Raw genomic sequence first — 22,384 nt, 5'->3', positions numbered from 1 at the left:
CCCGTCGGAACGTTTGAATGACGGGTAGCCGTGAACGGTTCCCTCACAGGAGAATTCGTGGACCACACCGTCGCCTCTGAGCAGAGTTGGCTACGCGCGTGTGGTGCCCCAGGCGTTATGGCGGCATTTGTTCGAGCACGATCCGGGCGTCCTTCGCGGTGGTCCTCAGAAGTCCAGCTCCGACCACGGGATGTTGATCGGGAACGGGAAGTCGATCCGCATCCCTTCTTCATTTCCCGCGGTCCACTCCCCCGCCACGATGTAGTTGGCCGAGCGGAGTGGTCGCACACCTTGCGGGAGGGTGCCGTGCCCGGTTTCCAGCGCGTAAGCGCGGACGGTGGCGATCGCGCTGCTCTCGCGCGCCAGCGTGACCTCCCAATACCAGGGGATTCCAGCTGTCGCGTATCGACTCTTCTTTGCTTCCATGTCGGATTGGGTGTTCGACGGCGACAGCACTTCACCTACCAATATGGTGTCTGCGCCGCGGACGTCCTGGTAGGGCGAAGGAAGGCAGCGGTAGACGAGGAAGTCCGGGGTCAAAAAGTTGGATTTGCCGCTGGCCGAGAGGAATACGTTGGTCTCGGACTCTACTCGCCAACAGGTTTCGGGCTGATCGGACATGCTCTTGCGAGCGCAGCGCTCGAACGCGTTGGTGATGCGCCGAGTGAACGCCTGGTGCTCCGCCGGTCCACGCCGAACCCACACCACACGACCGTCCCAGAGTTCGATCTGGTCGGCGACCTCCTCGGGTAGCTGTTCCAGTTCCTCCCATGTCATGTACTCAGGCAGGTCCGGACGCTCTATCCGTGGCATGGACATACCCGCAATCGTAGTGCTTCTGATACGCGAACCAGCCTGCGTAGCCGACTCCACATCAGTGCTGCATATTGATCACCCCCTACGTCTCCGAGCCGGTCGGAGCTGCTGCCACCTACCTCGGCCTCAACACCACGATGCCCGGAACCGTCTGCAAATAGTCACCCAACGGCGTGTCCACCACCTGGTTGTTCTCCGCTAGTGAGGACGCGTTCCGGAAGACCGGGCCGTTGGGTGTGGCGATGAAGATTCCGACGTGGGTGACGTCCAGGCCCGGCGCATCGGCGTAGGCGCCGACGAAGTCTCCGGTGTGCAGGCCGCGGATGACGTTGTCGTCCACGGATCCGCTCGGGATGTAGGTGATGTCGCGGTCGACCACCGGGATGCCCGGGAGGTAGGGGCCGCCGTCGGCTTTGGCGTTGAGGTGTTTGGACATGGTGACGGCGGCGGGCGACAGGGTTGCGGTGATGTCGGTGGCGGCGGTGTTCGCCACGTTCGCCCAGTCGGTGAAGAAGTGTTTGCGGTGGGTGAAGTCGACCTGGTCGCCGGCGTAGCGGGTGTCGATCAGGTTGGCTACGAACTGGTTTCGGTCCGTGGTTCGGCTCAACGCTTCGACATAGTCCACCAGGGTGAAGCAGTCCACCTGCCGGAAGTCGGCGACCAGCTTTTCGGGTTCGGTGGCCGAGCCGATGAGCGTGTTCGCACCGTAGGAGGTGCCGAGGAATTGGCCGGACAGCACGTCCAACAGCTGTCCTTTGCTGGTCCCGACCATCCCGGCACGCAGCGCGACCAGTTGATCGATGCGATGTGACGTGGTGTCGTCGATGGCGGCGTCGGCGCTCGCCCGCGCGGGCAGCAGTAGCGCCGTGGCGATCAAGACGAGCACGAACGGCAGTATCCGGATGGAGCGCAAAACACCTCCCGGTGACGAGTCGAATGATCGGTCTCCACCGTAGACCAGACGACAGCGGTTCGAACTCCACTTCCGGCCACTGGAATATCGGCCGGAACGAGCAATCTGCCGATTCGGCCGGCCGCATCCACAGCTGAGGGATTCACCGGCGTAGTCGACCCACGGGTGTTCTGTTCGGCCCCTACGGCGTGACTCCGAGCGCGCTCGTCGGCAACATCTTTCGGTTTGCGCAACGTCACCGCCGAGGCCACGAGCGCGATTACCGAGTCCATGTCGAATCCTCCCGCCTCACCCGGCGATAGGTACTGCCGAACCCACCGACACCGCGCGTGCGGGGAATCCGCGCCGGCCCCCGGGCCGCGGCGGCCACGGGCGGGTCGCACACACCCCGCCTGGTAGAACTGACTGCGACCGTCGTCAGTTCTGCTCGCAGACCGACATCAGAGAGAGGCCGATCCTATGGACCGCAGCTCATTCCAGAAGTTGTTCGATCTGAGCGGCCGGACCGCGATCGTCACCGGCGGCACCCGGGGTATCGGGCTCGCGCTGGCCGAGGGTTTGGCCTGTGCCGGGGCGAATGTCGTTGTGGCGAGCCGGAAGCCGGAGGCGTGTGCGAAGGCGGCGCGGCGGCTGCGGGAGCTGGGGGCCGAGGCGATCGGGGTGCCGACGCATCTGGGTGATATCGACGCGTTGCGGGCGCTGGTCGCGACCACGGTGGAGACCTTCGGCGGGGTCGACATCGTGATCAACAACGCGGCCAACGCGCTGGCCCAGCCGTTGGCGACGATGGAGAAGGAAGCGGTCGACAAGTCGTTCGCGGTCAATGTGCAGGGGCCGTTGTTCCTGGTGCAGGCGGCGTTGCCGTATCTGCGGGAGAGCGAGCACGCGGCGGTGTTGAACCTCGGGTCGATCGGGGCCTTCGGGTTCTCCGGCGGACTGTCGATGTATTCGGCGGGTAAAGCGGCGTTGTTGTCGTTCACCCGGTCCATGGCAGCCGAATTCGCCGCCGACGGGATTCGGGTGAACGCTATCGCTCCGGGTGCGGTCGATACCGATATGGTGCGCAACAATCCGCAGGAAGTGGTGGACGCGATGGCCTCCGCGCCGTTGCTGCGGCGGCTCGGCGAGCCGGACGAGTTGGTCGGGCCCGCATTGATGTTGTGTTCGGACGCGGGCAGTTTCGTCACCGGGCAGACGTTCCTGATCGACGGCGGTACCGTGCCCCGCTGAAGCGCCGGGCTCGGTGGTACGGCGCCGGGTTTCGATCAGGCGCCGAGCAGGTCGGCGGCGTCGGCCACGGTGTGGGCCTCACGACCGTCATCGGGAGAGCGGCCGCCGGGGTGGGCGAATTCCGGGGCGACCGCCACGACGACGATGGTGGCGGCGCCCTGTGGGGGTCACGCGCCTGCTGCCGGTCCCGGACCGCACCTGATGACGGCGACGATGTGGTGGGCCGATGCCGCGCGGCAGGGTTCGGGCGCAGGCAGTTTCACCACCCGGCCGACGGTCGTCGCCGACGGCGGTACCGTCCGCTGAGACCATCTCGTGAAGGAGTCGCTATGTCCGCGCTGTCCATCGACCGCCGTCCGTCCGGTGTCGTGGTACTCACCATCGACCGGCCGCACCGGCGCAACGCTCTGGACAATCAGACCGTCGCCGAACTCCATCGGGTACTCGACGAGGTCAACGGGAAGCCCGATGTCCGGGCGCTGGTCATCACCGGGACCGGGGCGGGATTCTCCTCCGGCGCCGACCTGAAGGCGAAGCCGGAGGATTTCACCGCCACCGATGCCACGCCGACCGCCGCGCTGCTGGGCGCGGCGCAGTCCTCGCTCACCCGGATCTATGCCGCCCAGGAGTTGATGGCTTCGGCGTTCGAGAAGATCCACCGGCTGCGGCAGCCGGTGATCGCGGCGGTGAACGGCGCCGCCGTCGGTGGCGGGTTCGCGCTGGCGCTGGCGTGCGATATCCGGTACGCGAGCCGGAGTGCCCGCTTCGGCGCGGTGTTCATCCGGCACGGGATCTCGGCCTGCGATATGGGTACCAGCTATCACCTGCCGCGGTTGGTGGGCGCGTCCCGATCGGCCGAACTGCTGCTCACCGGTCGCGTCTTCGATGCCGCCGAAGCCGAGCGGATGGGGCTGGTACTCGAGGTCGTCGACGACGGCGAACTGCTGGAGCGGGCCATCGCGAAGGCGGAGGAGATCGCCGCGAATTCGCCGTTGGCGGTGTGGATGACGAAGGAGACCATGTGGCAGACGGTCGATGCGCCGAGTCTGCGCCACGCCCTCGACATCGAGAACCGGACCCAGGTGATGTGCACTGCCACCGGGGAACTCGCGCGATCCTTCGACGCTTTCCGGGACGGGGCGGAATTCGGCTGGGGGCCACTGTGATCGGCCGTATCCGACGACACCGCCGCACGACGAATGCCCCGCGGAGTCAGCTGCCGGGGAAACGCGCTGGATCCGGCCGCGGTGAGTTGTTCAACGCTCGGCCCCGACCCGGAAGAAGTTCGGTTCGGCGTCCTCGGGCACGGCACTGGCCGGTGTGAAATCCTCGACCGCGGAACGCAATTCGATCAGGTGACGGGCGTGTGCGTCCAATGCCACATCCTCCTCCGATACCGGGATCCACTGCCGGATCGAGCGTGCCTTCGCCTCCAGATCGAGCGCGACGACCACGGCCAGCCCGTGCGCCGCCAGTTCCGGCTCACCGGAGTGCGCGTCCATCGCGGTGACGTGCACGCTGATGTGCATACTGCGCGGGCCGGTGTGGATCAGGCGGGCGGTCACCTCCACCGCGTGGCCGATCACGATCGGGCGGTAGAAGCGGATACCGCCGAAATACGAGGTGAGTACATGCTGGCCGGCCCAGTTCGCACCGCAGACGTAGGCGGCCTCGTCGATCCACTGCATGGTCCGGCCGCCGTGAACCTTGCCGCCCCAGTTGATATCGGAGGGCGCGGCCAGGAAGCGCAGGGTGGCGCTCGGGCCGGTGCCGGCCGCGGTGTAGCGCTGGGCGGCCATCGCGGCTTCGATCTCCTTGCGGACCGCGACCCGGGCCCGCGCCTGGCGGTGACGCTGCAGTTCGAGGATGGTGGACGGATTCCACTGCGGTACTTCGACGGTGCGGCGCTCATCGTCGACGGCGACGAAGATGGTCAGGCATTGCGCGCTCTGCACCGGCTTCGCCCGGGTCGGGTCGGTCGAGTAGACGGTGACCAGGATGTGCATGCTGGTGCGGCCCGTGTGCACCAGGTTGGCATGCAGTTCGACCAGTTCACCGACCTCGATGGGCCGGTCGAGGTGGATATTGCCGACATAGGCCGTGACGCAGTAGTGACCGCTCCACCGGGCAGCGCCCGCGTAGGCGACCTTGTCGATCCATTCGAGAAGCTTGCCGCCGTCCACCGTGCCGACGATGCCGGCGTCGGTCGGCTTGACCAGGAAGCGGTGGATGACCTCGGCGCGAGATCCGGTCGAGTGGGCGGCGGGCGCGGTAGCGGTGAGTGTGTCGGGCACAGCGACAATTCCGTTCGGGGGACGTGCGGTCGATTCGCTGACACCGTTGTCCTGGAGCACAGTAGAGGCCGCATGCCATACGGGCGAGTAACCGACTTCCCAGGCGAAACATGCCCCGGCTGCACACGTCCGCCGCGCCGAGACCCGAACCATCCTCGATCAACGGAGCCGCGCGCAGTCTCAATATGGGTTCGCCGCTGCTTGCACCCGTCCGGAGTCGATGGCGCGCAACAGTTCTCGATGGTCGGCGGCGGTCTGGTCGGCATAGGTGAGGGCGAATTCGCCCATCGCCTTATCGAAGCTCTCTCCCCCGCCGAGATAGTCGGCGATCGCGATGCGGTCGCCGGATCTGGCGTGGGCCCGGGCGAGGGTGTAGCCGCACAGGGCGCTGTAGTCGCGCAGGCCCGTTCGGGTCATGTTCTCGATATCGGCGCTGCCTTTCATATCCCGCAACTGCCGAACGTAGAAGTAGCGGCCGCCGGGGCCGGTGGTCCAGCCGAGGAAGATGTCGCTCGCGGTCTGCAACAGACGCTGGCCGTGGACCACCCGGTGACCTTCCTGGTGGAACGGGCTGGGCGCCAGATATGGTGCCAGCACGGAGGACTCCGCTTCTTTGACCTGGAGAAAAAGCGGTCCACCGGTATCGCGGTCGACCAGCAGCAGCACGTAGCAGCGGGTCCCGACACTGCCGACTCCGACCACCTTGCGCGCGAAATCCACGATGCGATAGCGGTTGACCAGCACGCGGCGTTCCTCGGGCAGCGTCCGGCAGTACTCGGCGAAGACCTTGTCGACGGCGCGGGCCTCGGGCGGGTCGAGGGCCACCAGCAGCGGCGGCTGGAATCGGATACGGGGCTCACCGCCGGGACCGGGCTCGGTCAGTTTGCGCAACGCCTGCAAGCTGGTGCGTTTGCGAGCGGCATCGAGAGATTTCGTTACGTCTTTGCGCTGCTTGGGGTTTCGCACCAAGTCGGTCAAGGTGTCGGCCTCTACCCGTTCGTACCACACCTCGAGCGAATCGAGACCGGCCAGGCGGCGCATGCACTGGCGGTAGGCCGATGCGGCGGTGCGCGCGAGTTCGCGGGCGTCGCCGTCCTCGTAGCCGTTGGCACGGGCGGCCACGGCGATGCTGGCGACCAGGCGCTTCACATCCCATTCGAACGGCCCCGGCAGGGTTTCGTCGAAATCGTTGAGGTCGAACACCAGTGATCTCTCCGGTGACGCGAAGACCCCGAAGTTGGACAGGTGCGCGTCACCGCAGAGCTGGACGGTCAGACCGGTGTCGCGGGTGGTGGCCAGGTCGGCCGCCATGATCGCGGGAGCGCCGCGCAGGAACGGGAACTCGCCGGCCGCCATGCGCGCATAGCGGATCGGGACGAGGTCCGGAAGCCGGGTTTCCGCCTGCCGCTGCAGGATCGCGACGGGATCGCGATCCGGTGCCGGATGGAATTCGGCAAGCGACGAGCGAGGGACGTCGGCTCGTACCGCACGTCCCACGGAGAGGGATTCGCTGGGAACCGGGCCGGCCACCGTATTCGTCATCCACCAAGTTTTGCCCCGGAACGCGCTTGTGGCAACCATCTGGCGACCACCGTGATCCGCTTGCCGCCGACACGATCGTGCCGCCCTCCGCAGCACTGGTTCTGCGAAGGGCGGCACACCCCGCGGCTCACGCGTTGAGCGGGATCGCGATCACCACCTCCTGCTCGTTCTCCGGGAGATAGTGCACCTGCACGATCCGTCCGAACTGCACATTCGAGACGCTCGATGGCGGGAGGTACTTTTCCGCGCGGGTGCTGAAGGTGCTGCCGTCGGGTCGGGTGACCGCGAGCCCGAGGTCGATCTTGGCGTAGCCGTTGCGGATTTCGCCGGGCACCGACAGCGACTGCACGACCGCCTGCGCGGCGACGCCGCGACCGGCGATGTCGAGCTTGGCCCGCGTGGTCACTCCCTTGCGGATCATCGATTCGTTCATCGCCTGCTGCGCCGAAGCGCTGTCGCCGGATCGGTCGACTTCCACCTTGTCGGTCCGTCCGGGCAGATAGCGCACCGGAAGCACGACGCCGGGGCGCAGCAGCGCCAGTTCGGCGAGGGGCACGATCATCTTGGCGGTCGAGCCGAAGATCTCGCCCCGGGCGCCCTCGACGCTGAACTCGATGCGCAGCTGCGGCTGATCGTTCACACTCACCCCCGTCTCGCGAACCGACTTGACGGTTCCCAAGCCGAGCAGGCCATCGCGGAACTCCGCGCTGTTGCGGCCCGTGAGCGCCGACAGCACGCCCTCGCCGGTGAACACGAAGACCATCACCACCGTGGTGAGCGCGATGATCGGCAGTGCCAGAAAGCCGTTCAGCCAGGCGACGAATCCCGGTTCCCAGGGACTGTCCACTCGGTAGGTGAGGCCGTGCCGGAGGTAGAGACCGACCGCGAGGGCGGCGAATGCGACGGCGCCGGTCCGCAGTGTGGTGCGCATGACGGTTCCTCCGGGTCTCAGCCGTGGACGATGGTGTCGCAGGCGAAGGTGATCTCGAACTTCGCCGTGGCCGGACCGGCCGCCGGGTTGGTCATATCCGGGGCGGCGATTCCCTCACCGGTGACCTTGTAGGTCTTCCCGTCCTTGGCTACGGTGGCCGAGCCGCCCGGCTGGCCGTTGCCGTAGCCGACGGCGTACGGCATTCCCGCGGCACCGCCCTTGCTGCCCGCGATGGCGACCGCCTGCACGCTGCCGCTCTCGGTGAGGGTGGCGCTCACACTCAACTGGCCGTATGTCGCGTTGGCGGTATCGGTCAACGCCAAGGCGAGCATCCCGCCCTGCCGGGCACAGGTCGTGTCGAAGTTCCCGTTCAGGGCCTTGCCGTCCACCAGGGCCGCCGACTTGCCGCCCGACGGGGCGGGCCGGGCGGGCGCCGCGGTGGTCGAGGCCGGGGCGGCGGTGCCGGCGTCGTCGCCGCAGGCGACGAGCCCCAGGGTGAGTCCGGCGGCGGCGAAGGTGGCGGCGGCGATCCGAATCTGCTTGGTGCGCATGATGTTCGTTCCTTCGTTCTCGGTGATCCCGGCCCTGCGACCGGGCCGTTGTGCACAAGTTAGGAACGGTCGGCCGCCTACCGATCCCAGGTTTCGCCGCCCCGGCCGCGGTGGCGGCCTTGGGTTAATGTGGCCGAATGCGACGACCGCGCGCCATGGTGCTCGACGAGGTGTGGCGCGGAATCGATGGCGTCGAGGCGCTCAGCGGAGCCCAGGGCGGTCCGCTGCGCCGCACCGTCAAACTGATCCTCGACCCGCTGGTTATCCGCCCGGTCCAGCATCCGGCCTGCGCCGGGCCGATGGTGACCGCGGACGGCGCGACCCTGCTCGCGGCGCGGGTCCATGCCGCCGCGGATGTCCTGCGCGCGACCGCGGCCTGGTTCACCCTGCTCAAACAGGTTCGGCGGGCGTTGCGCATCACCGAGGGCCATCCGCAGGATCTGTATTTCCAGCGCTGTTTCGAACTCGCGACGGCGATGGGTCCGCCGGATCCGATGCGTGACGAACCCGCCGCCACAGCGGCATTGCGGGATATCCATCACCTCGCGGCGGGCCGGACCACACGAGCGTTGCGCGACCATCTGACCGACGGGCCCACCAGCACCGAACTCGCTGGATTGATCGACACCGCGTGGCGTCGACGCCCACGGCGACAAGCCGCGACCGCCGATCACAGCGCCCTACTGGCCGCGCTGCTCGAGGCGTGCGCGACCGCCCGCGACGACGACACCGCGCGGGCACTTCGTACCCTGATCACCGAGCGGGCCGGTACCCATTCCGGTATTTCGCTGTGGCACAGCGGATCCGAGGGATCGGCACAGGAACTCGGGCTCACCGGCCATCCGTTACCCGTCGCACCGGCGCTCGGGGCCTCGGCCTCGACCGCGACGCTGGCCCTGCCGTTCGACCGCACCATCTACGAGCGCGTCTTCACGGTGCTGCAGACGTCCACCGAGCGCGCGGATCTGCCGACGATCCCGGAACTGGTCGCCACCGAGATCGCCCGCAGCTGCGCTCCGTGGGCTCTGCTCGACGAATCGCTGCGGGTGGCCGCGGCCGCGGGTGTGGAACTGGCGCTGGGTCTGACGCCCCTAGCCGGCACCGAGTCGGCGACTCCTGGTACCGCGATCGGCCCCTCGCAGCGCGCGGGCATTTCCGACGGGCGAGCCGTCACCGCCGCGCACCGGGTGATCAACGGCCGGTGGCGGCGGGAGGCCTACGTGCTGCGGGCGCGCCGGCTCACCGTGCACGAGACCGGCGCGCCCGCCGATCCGCTGTCCGCGATCGCGGCCGAACTCCGCCGCCCCTGGCGGTCGTACCTGCGACGGCTGTGGGTTCGGCTGCACGGGCGCGATGTCCGCGACGCATCGATAGCGCCCGCTTCGCCGGAACCCTCCGAGCTGTGGGATCTGCTCGACGGTGTGGCGCGATCGGTCATCCTCGATCACCGGACCCGGGTGCGCAAGGCGTTGACCGCCACTTCGATTGCCGCAGTGGATGATCCGCTGGAATCGAGGGCCGGCTGATGTCCGAGGCCGTATTCCTGCATCGCGATGACGACAACGTCGTCACCGTCGCGCCCGCCGGCGCGCCCACCGTCCACGACCCGGCCATCGGACTCGACACCCTGGTCCTCGAGGTGATCGGCGGTCATCTGTCGTGGAGTCTGCTGTCCGGACAGCGGATTCCGGCGGCGGTACTGCACGATCCGGAAGCCGCCCAGGACTGGCTGTGGGCCGTGTACGGCGAACCGGTCGCGCTCGCCGTCGCCGACGATCGCACCGGCGAATTGCCCGCGGCGGCGGCGCTACCCGAATTGACCGAGGCCGCTTGGCAACTCGGTTATGCGCACTGGGCCGCGCATTGGTGGCCCGCGTCCACCATCGACGGCATCCCCGCACTCGACCCGGATGTGCTCGCCCGGGATATCGCGGCCCTCACCGAATCCTGCGATGCGATCACCGACGGAGCCGACGCGCAGCCGCCACCACGGCCCTCGGCGGCGGCGCCGGCGCGCAGACAGGACTACGCCTTGGCGGCCGGATCCGCGACCGGCACCGGGCGCCCCGGCCTGGTGCTGGCCACGGGTACGGCGGGCTGGGACTGGCGCCGGTGTCCCCCGGGCATCGTCGACGCTTCGGAATACGCCGTGTCGTGGCGGCTCACCAGGGACGCCGGCAGCACCACCGTCGACGTGCACGCGGCGGCGGCACCGCAACTGGATACCGGGCTGCCCGCGCATCTGTGGCCGCGCGCCCGCGTCGTGACCAGGTCGCTGACGCTGGATCTCCCCCTGCGCCTCGACGGCGACACCTGGACCGGCACGACCCGCACCGACGCGGAAGAGGTGGTGCGCGTGGACCTCCACGTGCCCGCGGTGGGGCCGGCGATCACCGGACCGTCGGCGCCGGCGTACGGTCCCGCACAGCGGCAGCGGATCAGGGATTTCGTGGTGAGCCGGTTGCGCGCACCACGGTCCGCACCGCGACTCGAGGCCGAGATCGCCGCCGCCGCATCGGATTCGGACTTCTGATGACCGCGGAGAACGACACCTCACCTCCCGGCCTCGAACTGCTCTACGAGGGCGCCGCGGCCCATGCCCGAGGCGAGGTCACCGAGGCACTGCGGATCTTCGAACACGCGGTACGCACCACCACCGGCGGGGTCCGGGTCAGCGCCCTGATCAACGCGGCGAGCATGCGCGACGAACTCGGCGACCACACCGGGGCGCTCACCGGATTTCGTGCCGCCCTCACCGAAATCCCGGACGATGCGACGGAAAAGCGCGCATCCACCCTCGTCAACTACTCACAGGCGCTGCAGCACGTCGGCGAACTCGACGCCGCGCAGGCCGCACTGGAACAGGCCCGCGAGCTGCTCACCGGCCACAGCGAGCTGGCAGCGCTGCGGGTGTCGTGCCTGATCTCGCTCACCGCCGTCGCGATGCATCGCAGCCAGTGGGCCCGCGCCATCGAGCTGGCGACCGAATCACTGGATTTCACCGCGCGATTCGCACCGCGGCTGCGGGGACACCCGCTCGGCAACCTCGCCGCCGCCCACTTCGAATCCGGGCGCGGTGACCTGGGGCTCGACTTCGCCCACCAGGCGCTGGCCGCATTCGAGACCGTCGGTGACGTGAACGGGGCCGCCGAATCCCAGCAGACGCTCGCGATGATGTACGCGCGGCTGAACCGACCCGACGACGCCGACCGGTATCTGCGCGACAGTTGTCTGTACTTCGAACAGGCCGGCCTCGGCTATCGCGCCGGACTGGGGCTGCAGCTGACCGGATTCCTCGCCGAACGACACGGCGACCTGGACCACGTCGAACGGCTCTACCGCCGCGCACTGGCATATTTCGAGGACTCCGGCGCGGCGCTCGAGTCCGCGGGCGTCCGAATCCGGCTGGCGACACTGGCTTTCGCGCACGGTCGGGTCGGAGAAGGGCAAACACTGCTGGCGGCCGCCTACGAGATCTACGCGGTGCGCGGTCTGGGCCTGCAGTGTGCGCGCGTCGACTACTGGCATGCCGCGCTGTGGGAGTCCGTCATCGACGATATGGTCACGCCACCGCCCGCCCAGGTGCTCGCCCTGGCCCGCGATCTGGCCGTCACCTCCGCCATAGCCATCGACGCGGTGCGCTACAGCTTCCCCAGCGGTACTCAGCGGGAACAGTGGAACCGGGAGATGGCCGCGCCGGCGGTACGGCTGGCATTCCGCTTCGCCTACCTGTGCGGTGACGCCGCGCTGATCGCCGATCTGATCGAAACACAATGCGCTGGAACCACTCTCGACAAAGAGGCCACCGTGGCCGCCGGCGGACCGCCACGGCTTCCGTTCGATCCGATGCCGGCGCCCGGCGATCCCGCCGACGGCCCCGAGGCGGGTTCCCTGCGGCTGGGTTCGGCACTGGCGCACGTCGCCGCGGCGGCCGGGCTGCCGGTCACCCCACCACCGCGGCTGGCGGTGGCCCCCGACGGTCACATCGCCCTGGCCGCCTACATCGCCGCCGCCGAGCAACGCTACGGCCGGACGGTTCGGGAGGATCGGGTACTGCCGATATGAGCGATGAGGCAACATCCGGCGCACAACCGACGGTGACCGTGCGGATGGCCGACGCGGGCGATCTGTACATGTCCTGGCGCTGGGTCTCCGATGCCGCGAGTCCGGGGGTGGCTATGCTGCCCGGCGCCGATATCGACGCGGCGGTGGGGCGTCTCGCGGCCGCGCTACCCGATCCCGCCCATCCCGGCGGGCTCGAACGAGCGCTGACCACCGGCCCGTTCGCCGACCGGGACTCCGAGTACGACTTGGCGCGGGCGCTCAGCCGGGCCCTGCTGCCCCAGGGGCTCGGAATGCAGCTGCACGACCTGCTCGTCCGAGGTATCCGTCCGCGTATCCGGCTGCAGCCGTCACCGCGAGTCGCGCAGGTACCGTGGGAGATCATCGCACCCGATCCGACGCTGCGACTGGCCGATATCGCGGATATCGGTCTGCTCGCTCCGGCGAGCATCGTCGGTGCGCCCGGCCGGACCGCGCGCACGTGGGCCGCCGACCGCGCGCTCCCGGTGGTCGCGGTCCTCGATCCGCGAGTGCCCGGTTTCCGCGCCGATTCCGAACTCGGCTCGGTACTCGGCCGGATGACCGCCGCCGCCGCGCTGACCGGCCGGATCTCCGAATACGTCGCGCAGCAGCGACTCCGGCCGGAGGTGGACGACCCGCTCGACGCCTTCCGGCGCACCGACCTGGACCGGTCCCGGCTCGGTGCGATGCTGCGCGCCGGCGCCGGCCGGCTGCTCTACGTCGGCCATGTCACCGCCGGACTGCCGGAATCCGGTCTGAGCGAGAACGCCGAACTGCACCTCGCCTGCACCGCGGACAGCACCGGCTTCGCCCGGCCGCTGCGCGCGCACCGCCCGCTGTCGGCCAAGGATCTGCTGCTGGGCACCCATACGCTCGACGCCGAACCTGTTGCCGGACCGCGACTCTGGCCGATCCCGAGCCGGGTGGCGCTCATCGCCTGCGAGAGCGGCGGCGACCTTCGCTTCACCGAGGCACTGGGCCTGGTGGCCGCGATGATCCACGGCGGCGCCGAACTGGTCACCGCCACCCGCTGGCCGCTGCCCACCGACCTGGCGTTCCAGCGCTTCGCCGGCACCACCGGCGCGACACCGCTGCAACACCTCATCTGCGCGATCGACGCGGCCCACGAACAGCCCGATCCGATTGCCGCCCTGGCGAACTGGCAGCGTGAGCGGCTCACCGCCTGGCGCGAGACCGGCGCCGTCGAGCATTCGCCGCTGCTGTGGGCGGCCTTCGCCACCGTCGACGCCGGGATCGAGCACTGAGCACAGGCAACGATCGCCGAGGGTCACAGGGAACCGGCGCGCCGACCGTTGGCCGCCGGCCCGTCCGAGCTATCGGGCGCGGGGCAGGGCCGCTTCGGGCACCGAGCACAGATACAACGACCCGCCGGGCGAGGCGCCCGGCGGGTCGTTATGGGGTGTGAAACCTTACGCGGTCTCGGTGATCGGCCGGTCGACCCAGCTCATCAGGTCGCGCAGCTTCTTACCGGTGACCTCGATCGGGTGCTCGGCGTTGGCCTTGCGCAGGCCCTCGAGCTCCTTGTTGCCGCCCTCGACGTTGGCGACGAGGCGCTTGACGAAGGTGCCGTCCTGGATGTCCTTCAGGATCGCCTTCATGCGCTCTTTGGTGTCGGCGTCGATGACCCGCGGGCCCGACAGGTAGCCACCGAACTCGGCGGTGTCGGAGACCGAGTAGTTCATCCGCGCGATGCCGCCCTCGTACATGAGGTCGACGATCAGCTTCAGTTCGTGCAGCACCTCGAAGTAGGCCATCTCCGGCGCGTACCCGGCCTCGACCATGACCTCGAAGCCGGTCTTGACCAGCTCTTCGGTACCACCACAGAGGACGGCCTGCTCACCGAACAGGTCGGTCTCGGTCTCCTCCTTGAAGGTGGTCTTGATGACGCCCGCGCGGGTGCCGCCGATGCCCTTGGCGTAGGAAAGGGTCAGCGCCTGTCCCTCACCCTTGGGATCCTGGTCGACGGCGATCAGGGCCGGAACGCCCTTGCCGTCGACGAACTGGCGGCGCACCAGGTGGCCGGGGCCCTTCGGGGCGACCATGCCGACCGTGACATCGGCCGGAGCCTTGATCAGGTCGAAGTGGATGTTGAGGCCGTGGCCGAAGAACAGCGCGTCGCCGTCCTTCAGGTTCGGCTCGATGTCCTCGGTGAAGATCTTGGCCTGGGCGGTGTCGGGGGCGAGCAGCATGATGACGTCCGCCCACTCCGAAACCTCGGCGGGGGTGCCGACGGTCAGGCCGGCTTCTTCGGCCTTGGCCCGCGACTTGGAGCCTTCCTTGAGGCCGATGCGCACCTCGACGCCGGAGTCACGCAGGCTCAGCGAGTGTGCGTGGCCCTGGGAGCCGTAGCCGATCACCGCGACCTTGCGGCCCTGGATGATCGACAGATCGGCGTCGTCGTCGTAGAACATCTCGACTGCCACTGGTTTGGTATCCCTTCCGGTTCATCCCCGCTGACGCGAGGAATCGAAATGCGCATATGCGCGGTTTTGTTCGATATGGGATCGGGCCCCGTGTTGCGGGGAGCACCGACGCCGACTGTCGATCACAGCTAACTTAGCGCGTCGCCGTAATCGACTTGGGGCCGCGGCCAACGGCAACGACTCCCGACTGCACGATCTCACGGATTCCGAACGGTTCCAGCATCCGCAGCAGTGCCTCGAGTTTGGACCGGGTACCGGTCGCCTCGATGGTGAGCGCGTCGGGCGACACGTCGATGACCTTAGCCCGGAACAGATTGGCCGCTTCGATCACCTGGGTGCGCACGCTGGCATCGGCGCGCACCTTCACCAGGATCAATTCGCGGGCCACCGAGGCGTCGGCGTCCTGCTCGACGATCTTGATGACGTTCACCAGCTTGTTGAGCTGCTTGGTGACCTGCTCGAGCGGCAGATCCTCCACGGTGACGACGATGGTCATCCGGGAGATGTCGGGCACCTCGGTGCCACCCACGGCCAGCGATTCGATATTGAATCCGCGCCGCGAGAACAGGCTCGCCACCCGGGCCAGCACGCCGGGTTTGTCCTCCACCAGCACGCTGAGGGTATGGGTCGTGCTCACAGGTTGGTCCCCTTCTGCGAAGCCCGTTCGTGCGCCGACAGGGTCGCCTTGTCATGCGACATGGCCTCGTGGATGACGGCCGGCTCGGATGCCTGCTCGTCGTCGTCGAACAGCGGGCGGATGCCGCGTGCGGCCATGATCTCGTCGTTGGAGGTGCCGGCGGCGACCATCGGCCACACCTGCGCGTCCTTGCCGACGATGAAGTCGATCACCACGGGACGGTCGTTGATCGACTGCGCCTCGCGGATCGCGGCCTCGACATCCTCTTCCTTCTCCACGCGGATGCCATGGCAGCCCAGGGCCTCCGCCAGCTTCACGAAGTCGGGGATGCGCAGGGTGTGGGTGCCCAGATCGGTGTTGGAGTAGCGCTTCTCGTAGAACAGAGTCTGCCACTGCCGGACCATGCCCAGGTTGCCGTTGTTGATCAGCGCGACCTTGATCGGCACGCCCTCGACGGCGCAGGTGGCCAGCTCCTGATTGGTCATCTGGAAGCAGCCGTCACCGTCGACCGCCCACACCTCTTTGTCCGGCGCGCCCATCTTGGCGCCCATCGCGGCGGGCACCGCGTAGCCCATGGTGCCCAGACCACCGGAGTTCAGCCAGGTGCGCGGCTTCTCGTACTTGACGAACTGCGCGGCCCACATCTGGTGCTGACCGACGCCCGCGACGTAGACGGCCTCGGGCCCGGCCAGCCGGCCCAGGGTCTCGATGACGAACTCCGGCGACAGCGAACCGTCGGAGGTCGGGCCGTACCCCAGCGGGTACTGCTTGCGCACGCCGTCGAGATAGCTCCACCACGAATCCAGCTCCAGCAGCGGCGCCTCGGCGTTGGTGAACACCGGATCGGACTTCAGGGTCTCGATCAGCTCGGTGATGACCTCGCGGCAGTCGCCCACGATCGGCACGTCCGCGTGGCGGTTCTTGCCGATCTCGGCCGGGTCGATATCGGCGTGGATCACCTTGGCGTGCGGTGCGAAGGAGTCCAGCTGACCGGTGACGCGATCGTCGAAACGCGCGCCCAGGGTGATCAGCAGATCCGACTTCTGCAGTGCCGCAACGGCTCCCACGGTCCCGTGCATACCCGGCATACCCATGTTGAGGGTGTGGCTGTCGGGGAACGCGCCGCGCGCCATCAGGGTGGTGACGACCGGGATACCGGTCAGCTCGGCCAACTCCAGCAGTTCGGGCGAGGCATCGGCCTTGATCACGCCACCGCCGACGTAGAGCACCGGCGCCTTGGCCTCGGCGATCAGCCGGGCCGCCTCGCGCACCTGCTTACCGTGCGGCTTGGTCACCGGACGATAGCCGGGCAGCCGCATCTCCGGCGGCCAGCTGAAGGTGGTCTGCGCCTGCAGCACATCCTTCGGGATATCGACCAGCACCGCGCCCGGACGACCGGAGGCGGCCAGGTGGAACGCCTCGGCGATGATGCGCGGGATGTCGATCGCGTCGTTGACCAGGAAATTGTGCTTGGTGCACGCCATCGTGATGCCGGAGATGTCGGCTTCCTGGAAGGCGTCGGTGCCGATCAGGCCGCGGCCGACCTGGCCGGTGATCGCCACCAGCGGCACCGAGTCCATCTGCGCGTCGGCGATCGGGGTGACCAGGTTGGTGGCGCCGGGACCGGAGGTGGCCATGCACACGCCGACCTTGCCGGTGGCCTGGGCGTAGCCGGTCGCCGCGTGACCGGCGCCCTGCTCGTGCCGGACCAGGACGTGACGCACGCGGGTGGAATCGAAGAGCGGGTCGTAGACAGGGAGAATCGCACCGCCGGGAATCCCGAATACCGTGTCGACCTCGAGCTCCTCGAGGGAGCGGACGACGGACTGCGCGCCGGTCACCTTCTCGGGTGGAACCTGGCGGCGGTTTCCGGTCGCGGCGGCGGCCGCGGGAGTCGGCGAAGTAGCCGAGGGCGCTGGCCTGCGGGCCGAGGGCCCGGGCCGGGCTGTTGGTGCGCTCACCGTCTTTTTCCTTACTGCTTGTCGTTCACCGCTTCGCTGTCACGCGGCGCCTGTGCGGCACTCGAGCGAGCATCGAAGCCGGCGAACACAACTTGTCCGAACACAAAAAAGCCCCCGTCAGCCGATGGCTGAGCGAGGGTGGCGCGTCGCAGTTGCGAGCTGACGTATTCGACCTCGAGTCGTCAGGCTCAGCGCTGGACGCGCCGGCCGATTACGAGAAGCTCGTTTCGATTCACGCGCTCGACGGTATGCGCGCGCGACTCGATGAGTCAAATTCCTTGACCTATGGTGTCTCATTATGTGAGACGGGGCGGTTCGAGTGTCGCTTCACCATGATGCGAGGATGGGGGTGTGTCATCGCCGCAGCAGTCCGTGCCACCAGCTCAATCGTCCCACACCGCCGAGGACGGAACCGATACGGGGCGTGTGATCCGCATCCCTCGGCTCGGACATCTCGCGGTGTTCATCCTGCTGTTCTGCGTCCTGTTCCCGTTCTTCGGCTGGCCCGCGGTGCTGTGGATCCTGTTCCTGATCCCGATCACGGCGGCCTGGTGGGTCGAGCGCACCCGGACCACGGTATCGGCGACCGGGCTGGATACGCGCACGATGTTCGGCGCCCGGCACATCGACTGGTCACAGGTCAAGGGCCTGCGGATTCCCAAGCGCGGTTTCGTGCGGGTGCACCTGAGCGACGATTCCGAACAGGCCCTGCCCGCGGTGAGCTACGACCGGCTGAAGGACCTGGTCGCGGCCTCCGGCGGCCGGATTCCGGACCCGTTCGCGCAGCCGTCGACCGGCGGCAGTGGCAGTGCGGGCCCGGCCACCGGCGCCGACGACTCGGTGCGGGGTGAGAGCCCCGCGGCCGAAGCCGAGAAGGCCGAAGCAGAGAAGGCCGAGAAGTCGGACACACCGGACCCGGACTGAGACTCGAACCGAACAGCGCGCGGCTCCCGCGCCGACCGCGGCGGTGACGTGGGATCTTTCACACTGCCGTTCGGACCGCTCGACGACGGTCGCGCGCCGCGCAACCCCGCGGCGCACGACTCCTCCCGCCTCCAGTGAGCACCGCTCGGTGACGGGAGTAACGTTGAGACGCCGAACAGACACTCTGCTCCGGGCCAACAGATCACTCTGCCGACGACACCTCGCCGACGAGACACTCACCGCGCAAGCCGACCAGCCCCGGCCGCGCTACCGGAGATCCGCCGAACGAGTAGAGCCGCTCCGGCCACCGTGCCGCCCGACGGCGACGCCAGCCGCCGTCCCAGAGCCGACCACCGAGGACCGTATACATGCCACCGCTTCGTTCACGAACCACCACCGCCGGACGCAATGCCGCAGGCGCACGCGCACTCTGGCGGGCCACCGGCCTCACCGACTCCGACTTCGGTAAGCCGATCGTCGCGATCGCGAACTCCTACACCCAGTTCGTGCCCGGCCATGTGCATCTGAAGGATGTCGGCGAGATCGTCGCCGAGGCGGTCCGCGCCGCGGGTGGCGTCCCGCGTGAATTCCACACCATCGCCGTCGACGACGGCATCGCGATGGGCCACGGCGGCATGCTCTACTCGCTGCCCAGCCGCGAGATCATCGCCGACTCGGTCGAGTACATGGCCAACGCCCACACCGCCGACGCACTGGTGTGTATCTCCAACTGCGACAAGATCACCCCCGGCATGCTCAATGCCGCGATGCGCCTGAACATCCCGACGGTGTTCGTCTCCGGCGGCCCGATGGAGGCCGGCAAGGCCGTGGTCGTCGGCGGCGTCGCGCAGGCACCGACCGACCTGATCACCGCCATCTCCGCCAGCGCCTCGAGCGAGGTCACCGACGAGGGACTGAGCGAAGTCGAGCGCAGCGCCTGCCCGACCTGCGGTTCCTGTTCGGGCATGTTCACCGCCAACTCGATGAACTGCCTCACCGAGGCGCTGGGCCTGGCACTGCCCGGCAACGGCTCCACCCTCGCCACCCACGCCGCGCGTCGCGCGCTGTTCGAGCGGGCCGGATCGACGGTCGTCGATATCGCCAACCGCTGGTACCGCGACGACGACGCCTCGGTGCTGCCGCGAAACGTCGCCGACGCCAAGGCGTTCCGCAACGCGATGGCACTCGATGTCGCGATGGGCGGTTCCACCAATACCGTGCTGCACACCCTGGCCGCCGCGCAGGAAGGCGAGATCGACTTCGATCTCGCCACCATCGACGAGATCTCGCGCCGGGTGCCGTGTCTGTCCAAGGTCTCGCCCAACTCCGACTACCACATGGAGGATGTGCACCGCGCCGGCGGCATCCCGGCCATCCTCGGTGAGCTGCGCCGCGGCGGCCTGCTGGAAACCGATGTGACCACCGTGCACACCGCCACCCTGGACGAGTGGCTCGACACCTGGGACATCCGCTCCGGCAAGGCCTCCGAGGCGGCGCTCGAGTTGTTCCACGCCGCACCGGGCGGGGTCCGCACCACTGTGCCGTTCTCCACCGAGAACCGCTGGTCGTCGCTGGATACCGACGCCGCGGGCGGCTGCATCCGGGATATCGAACACGCCTACACCGTCGAAGGCGGACTGTGCGTGCTCCGGGGCAATATCGCCCTCGACGGCGCGATCCTCAAGACCGCCGGTATCGACGAGGACCTGTTCACCTTCGAGGGACCGGCCGTGGTGCTGGAATCGCAGGAGGACGCGGTCTCGGCCATCCTCGGCAAGAAGATCAAGCCCGGCGACGTGGTCGTCATCCGCTACGAGGGCCCCGCCGGCGGTCCCGGTATGCAGGAGATGCTGCACCCCACCTCGTTCCTCAAGGGCCTCGGCCTGGGCAAGGTGTGCGCGCTGATCACCGACGGCCGCTTCTCCGGCGGCACCTCGGGCCTGTCGATCGGCCACATCTCTCCCGAGGCGGCCAGCGGCGGCGCCATCGGCCTCATCGAGGACGGCGACCGCATCCGCGTCGACGTGCACACCCGCGCACTCGACCTGCTGGTCGACGACGAGGTGCTCGCCGTGCGCCGCGCCAAGATGGAGGCCCGCGAGCGTCCGTGGCAGCCGGTCGAGCGCGATCGCCCGGTCACCACCGCTCTGCGCGCCTACGCCGCCCTGGCGATGTCGGCAGACAAGGGAGCCGTTCGCCGCGTGCCCTGAGCAGCCTTTCGTAAGCGGTTGAGGACCGTGCACTACGCAGGCCCACAAGGGCTTTCGACTTCCCGTCAGCGGTGAGTCGGCCGGCCGCGGCCGGACATACGATGCGCATTGTTCACGCTGTGGCACCACCGGGTCACCCTCTCGAAGGATGCCCGCTGGCTGCCCGCAGTCGCTGGAAGGATGCCACCATGACCAGATACGCGCATTTCGTCGGTAGCCTGCCCGAGGCGCTGCTGACCAGCGATCGAGAAGTCATGGAATGGTTCGCCGACCGGAGTGACGGCTGGCCGCTCACTGCGGTGCCGCGCGACCTCGACGCCGGGTGGGTCGTCGCCTATCTGCGTGACTTGGAAGGGCGTGATGCCTTCGACGTCGCCCGCTCGGGCGACTACGCCGACTACAGCGATATGCGCAGCTACGATGTGCGGCCCGGTCACATCCTCGAACCGCGCGATGTGGCGATGCGGCGGGTCGAGCGGATCGGCGCGATAGTCGCCGAGTTCGAATCGCTGCGGTGCAGCCGTCCGGAGTTGGCGGATAAGCGAGTTCAGATCAGCCAGCCCAATCCATTGGATCTCGCCCTGTTCGTTTTCGCCGGCGCCGCGGTCTCGCTCGGTTTGCCCCTCGGGTCCGCGGTCCGCAACCTGGGTGTGGTTCGCACCGCTCTGCGGTATCTGCCCGTATTCACAGATGCCGTCCTGCAGGAGATGTCCGAGATCACCGCTCGATACGGAGATCGCGTTGTGTGGCAGGTGGAATCACCGATCGCTACCCTCGGCATGGTCAAGGCCGAGCAACTGCGGGCGCAGTGGTCAGTGGGACCGCTGCTGGCACGCCAGCTCGGCGGATTCCTCGTCCGCGCCCACCAGATCGGCGCGGCGACCACCCTGCACCTGTGCTACGGCGACCACGAGCACAGGCACCTGCTGGCCCCGCGCAGCCTGGCGCCGGTGGTGAACCTGCTCGGCCACGTCTGCCGGCGACTGCGCACAAGCGGAGTACCGCTACCGGTTGTCCACGTCCCCTGCGCCTACGGCGCTGATCCAGCGCCGTCGGCTCCGTCGTTCTACCGCCCGTTGGAACGACTGGACCCGGCCTGGCAGCTGATCGCCGGGGTGGTGTCTCCCGACGATGTCGATCGCAGCATCGGCGCGCTGACACTGTTCGAAGCGGACTCCCATCGTGCCGCCTACGGGGTCGCCACCGCTTGTGGGCTCGGCCGGCGAACCGTCGACGACGCAGGCGCCGCGGCCGCTGCCACGATCGCCGTCGCACGTGCCAGCGTCGGCGCACTCGCCGACAAAAGCTGACGCCTCCGCGCGCGGTGGAAAGCCGCTCCGCTTGCGAGGAGCGGCTTTTCGATCGACCGACACGCGTTCATGCGGATCCAGGTGATGCTCGGATCACCTCCGCAAGTGACCGCTGACGTCTCCGATCAGGTCCATGGTGACCGTGCGTTCCGCGAAGGACCATGTGCCGTCGGCCCGGCGGAACCGGTCGTCGTAGCGGCCGCTCACGATGGGTTGCAGCGGCAGGTCCGGGGTGGCTTGCAGAACAGTGAAGTACGACCTTCCGGTTGCGGTGCCCTCGTCCTCGTCCATGTCGATGACCAGGTTCGTCACCAGGTGTTTCGTGCGGGGCGTGCCGTCGCCGTAGCGAATCACCGTGCCGGTCAACAGGTTCTCCACCGCGGCACTGCCCTCGATCCGACCACCGCTGCCACCGAACGCGCCGTCGGCGAACAGGGCGCCGACACCGCCGAAATCACCCTGATCGACGCACAGGGCATAGTCGGCGATCAGGCGCTCGATCGCTCGATAACTGGACGATTCGGCGGAATTCGACATG

19 protein-coding genes are annotated in these 22,384 nt (G+C 68.3%); 9 read left to right on the top strand and 10 right to left on the bottom strand.

The window, feature by feature from the left end; all coding sequences use genetic code 11:
* Positions 1-165 precede the first annotated feature (165 nt).
* The gene (locus LKD76_RS09850; protein WP_227980729.1) at positions 166-819 is read right to left on the bottom strand and encodes a Uma2 family endonuclease; all 654 of its coding nucleotides are present in this window, start codon (positions 817-819) and stop codon (positions 166-168) included.
* 112 nt (positions 820-931) lie between these two features.
* Positions 932-1,702 (bottom strand): DUF1460 domain-containing protein, encoded by a 771-nt coding sequence (locus tag LKD76_RS09845; RefSeq protein WP_227980728.1) that lies wholly within the window; start codon positions 1,700-1,702, stop codon positions 932-934.
* Between the two features lie 486 nt (positions 1,703-2,188).
* Here LKD76_RS09845 and LKD76_RS09840 point away from each other — a divergent pair, with 486 nt between their 5' ends.
* Positions 2,189-2,959: an SDR family NAD(P)-dependent oxidoreductase gene (locus LKD76_RS09840; RefSeq protein ID WP_227980727.1), complete on the top strand. Its 771-nt coding sequence runs from the start codon at positions 2,189-2,191 to the stop codon at positions 2,957-2,959.
* A 329-nt stretch (positions 2,960-3,288) separates the two neighbouring features.
* Entirely contained in the window at positions 3,289-4,125 is an 837-nt protein-coding gene (locus LKD76_RS09835) for an enoyl-CoA hydratase/isomerase family protein (RefSeq protein ID WP_227980726.1), read from the top strand.
* 90 nt (positions 4,126-4,215) lie between these two features.
* On the opposite strand, the gene LKD76_RS09830 is transcribed toward LKD76_RS09835, so the two are convergent.
* From LKD76_RS09830 to LKD76_RS09815, 4 genes are all read right to left on the bottom strand, one after another.
* Complete coding sequence (locus tag LKD76_RS09830; protein WP_372465977.1) at positions 4,216-5,190, bottom strand: acyl-CoA thioesterase; 975 nt, start codon at positions 5,188-5,190, stop codon at positions 4,216-4,218.
* 243 nt (positions 5,191-5,433) lie between these two features.
* Complete coding sequence (locus tag LKD76_RS09825) at positions 5,434-6,795, bottom strand: DUF2252 domain-containing protein (protein ID WP_227980724.1); 1,362 nt, start codon at positions 6,793-6,795, stop codon at positions 5,434-5,436.
* A gap of 127 nt (positions 6,796-6,922) precedes the next feature.
* Positions 6,923-7,726: a hypothetical protein gene (locus LKD76_RS09820; RefSeq protein ID WP_227980723.1), complete on the bottom strand. Its 804-nt coding sequence runs from the start codon at positions 7,724-7,726 to the stop codon at positions 6,923-6,925.
* Between the two features lie 17 nt (positions 7,727-7,743).
* Positions 7,744-8,277: a lipoprotein LpqH gene (locus LKD76_RS09815; RefSeq protein ID WP_227980722.1), complete on the bottom strand. Its 534-nt coding sequence runs from the start codon at positions 8,275-8,277 to the stop codon at positions 7,744-7,746.
* Between the two features lie 155 nt (positions 8,278-8,432).
* On the opposite strand from LKD76_RS09815, the gene LKD76_RS09810 reads away from it, so the two are divergent.
* The 4 genes from LKD76_RS09810 to LKD76_RS09795 are packed head-to-tail and all read left to right on the top strand — an operon-like array spanning position 8,433 to position 13,625.
* Positions 8,433-9,803 (top strand): hypothetical protein, encoded by a 1,371-nt coding sequence (locus tag LKD76_RS09810; protein WP_227985176.1) that lies wholly within the window; start codon positions 8,433-8,435, stop codon positions 9,801-9,803.
* Positions 9,803-10,810, top strand: coding sequence for a hypothetical protein (locus LKD76_RS09805; protein WP_227980721.1), 1,008 nt, complete (start codon positions 9,803-9,805; stop codon positions 10,808-10,810). Before LKD76_RS09810 ends, LKD76_RS09805 begins: the two co-directional genes overlap by 1 nt.
* The gene (locus LKD76_RS09800; protein ID WP_227980720.1) at positions 10,810-12,342 is read left to right on the top strand and encodes a tetratricopeptide repeat protein; all 1,533 of its coding nucleotides are present in this window, start codon (positions 10,810-10,812) and stop codon (positions 12,340-12,342) included. Before LKD76_RS09805 ends, LKD76_RS09800 begins: the two co-directional genes overlap by 1 nt.
* Positions 12,339-13,625: a CHAT domain-containing protein gene (locus LKD76_RS09795; protein WP_227980719.1), complete on the top strand. Its 1,287-nt coding sequence runs from the start codon at positions 12,339-12,341 to the stop codon at positions 13,623-13,625. Before LKD76_RS09800 ends, LKD76_RS09795 begins: the two co-directional genes overlap by 4 nt.
* A gap of 165 nt (positions 13,626-13,790) precedes the next feature.
* Here the strand turns inward: LKD76_RS09795 and ilvC are convergent, their stop codons facing one another.
* The 3 genes from ilvC to LKD76_RS09780 form a co-directional block, all read right to left on the bottom strand.
* The gene (ilvC, locus tag LKD76_RS09790) at positions 13,791-14,792 is read right to left on the bottom strand and encodes a ketol-acid reductoisomerase (protein WP_227985175.1); all 1,002 of its coding nucleotides are present in this window, start codon (positions 14,790-14,792) and stop codon (positions 13,791-13,793) included.
* Between the two features lie 145 nt (positions 14,793-14,937).
* Positions 14,938-15,441 carry an acetolactate synthase small subunit gene (gene ilvN, locus LKD76_RS09785; protein WP_227980718.1) on the bottom strand — a complete coding sequence of 168 codons (504 nt, stop codon included), beginning with the start codon at positions 15,439-15,441 and terminating at the stop codon, positions 14,938-14,940.
* Complete coding sequence (locus LKD76_RS09780; RefSeq protein WP_227980717.1) at positions 15,438-17,402, bottom strand: acetolactate synthase large subunit; 1,965 nt, start codon at positions 17,400-17,402, stop codon at positions 15,438-15,440. The genes ilvN and LKD76_RS09780 overlap by 4 nt, the downstream gene beginning before the upstream one ends.
* Before the next feature lie 351 nt (positions 17,403-17,753).
* Here LKD76_RS09780 and LKD76_RS09775 point away from each other — a divergent pair, with 351 nt between their 5' ends.
* From LKD76_RS09775 to LKD76_RS09765, 3 genes are all read left to right on the top strand, one after another.
* Entirely contained in the window at positions 17,754-18,326 is a 573-nt protein-coding gene (locus LKD76_RS09775; RefSeq protein WP_227980716.1) for a PH domain-containing protein, read from the top strand.
* 368 nt (positions 18,327-18,694) lie between these two features.
* Positions 18,695-20,536, top strand: coding sequence for a dihydroxy-acid dehydratase (ilvD, locus tag LKD76_RS09770; protein WP_227980715.1), 1,842 nt, complete (start codon positions 18,695-18,697; stop codon positions 20,534-20,536).
* A 188-nt stretch (positions 20,537-20,724) separates the two neighbouring features.
* Entirely contained in the window at positions 20,725-21,846 is a 1,122-nt protein-coding gene (locus LKD76_RS09765) for a hypothetical protein (protein ID WP_227980714.1), read from the top strand.
* A gap of 93 nt (positions 21,847-21,939) precedes the next feature.
* On the opposite strand, the gene LKD76_RS09760 is transcribed toward LKD76_RS09765, so the two are convergent.
* Positions 21,940-22,383 carry a nuclear transport factor 2 family protein gene (locus tag LKD76_RS09760; protein WP_227980713.1) on the bottom strand — a complete coding sequence of 148 codons (444 nt, stop codon included), beginning with the start codon at positions 22,381-22,383 and terminating at the stop codon, positions 21,940-21,942.
* Position 22,384: the final 1 nt, after the last annotated feature.

The organism is Nocardia spumae (genome assembly GCF_020733635.1).
GTDB lineage: Bacteria > Actinomycetota > Actinomycetes > Mycobacteriales > Mycobacteriaceae > Nocardia > Nocardia spumae.
Note: the sequence above shows the minus strand (reverse complement) of the source record. Positions and strands in the feature narration are given on the sequence as shown.

Excerpts from the sequence above, each read along its gene's own strand:
- LKD76_RS09850 (WP_227980729.1), bottom strand. The coding sequence starts at position 819 with ATGTCCATGCCACGGATAGAGCGTCCGGACCTGCCTGAGTACATGACA.
- LKD76_RS09840 (WP_227980727.1), top strand. The coding sequence starts at position 2,189 with ATGGACCGCAGCTCATTCCAGAAGTTGTTCGATCTGAGCGGCCGGACC.
- LKD76_RS09835 (WP_227980726.1), top strand. The coding sequence starts at position 3,289 with ATGTCCGCGCTGTCCATCGACCGCCGTCCGTCCGGTGTCGTGGTACTC.
- LKD76_RS09825 (WP_227980724.1), bottom strand. The coding sequence starts at position 6,795 with ATGACGAATACGGTGGCCGGCCCGGTTCCCAGCGAATCCCTCTCCGTG.
- LKD76_RS09820 (WP_227980723.1), bottom strand. The coding sequence starts at position 7,726 with ATGCGCACCACACTGCGGACCGGCGCCGTCGCATTCGCCGCCCTCGCG.
- LKD76_RS09815 (WP_227980722.1), bottom strand. The coding sequence starts at position 8,277 with ATGCGCACCAAGCAGATTCGGATCGCCGCCGCCACCTTCGCCGCCGCC.
- LKD76_RS09810 (WP_227985176.1), top strand. The coding sequence starts at position 8,433 with ATGGTGCTCGACGAGGTGTGGCGCGGAATCGATGGCGTCGAGGCGCTC.
- LKD76_RS09805 (WP_227980721.1), top strand. The coding sequence starts at position 9,803 with ATGTCCGAGGCCGTATTCCTGCATCGCGATGACGACAACGTCGTCACC.
- LKD76_RS09800 (WP_227980720.1), top strand. The coding sequence starts at position 10,810 with ATGACCGCGGAGAACGACACCTCACCTCCCGGCCTCGAACTGCTCTAC.
- LKD76_RS09795 (WP_227980719.1), top strand. The coding sequence starts at position 12,339 with ATGAGCGATGAGGCAACATCCGGCGCACAACCGACGGTGACCGTGCGG.
- ilvC (WP_227985175.1), bottom strand. The coding sequence starts at position 14,792 with ATGTTCTACGACGACGACGCCGATCTGTCGATCATCCAGGGCCGCAAG.
- ilvD (WP_227980715.1), top strand. The coding sequence starts at position 18,695 with ATGCCACCGCTTCGTTCACGAACCACCACCGCCGGACGCAATGCCGCA.
- LKD76_RS09765 (WP_227980714.1), top strand. The coding sequence starts at position 20,725 with ATGACCAGATACGCGCATTTCGTCGGTAGCCTGCCCGAGGCGCTGCTG.
- LKD76_RS09760 (WP_227980713.1), bottom strand. The coding sequence starts at position 22,383 with ATGTCGAATTCCGCCGAATCGTCCAGTTATCGAGCGATCGAGCGCCTG.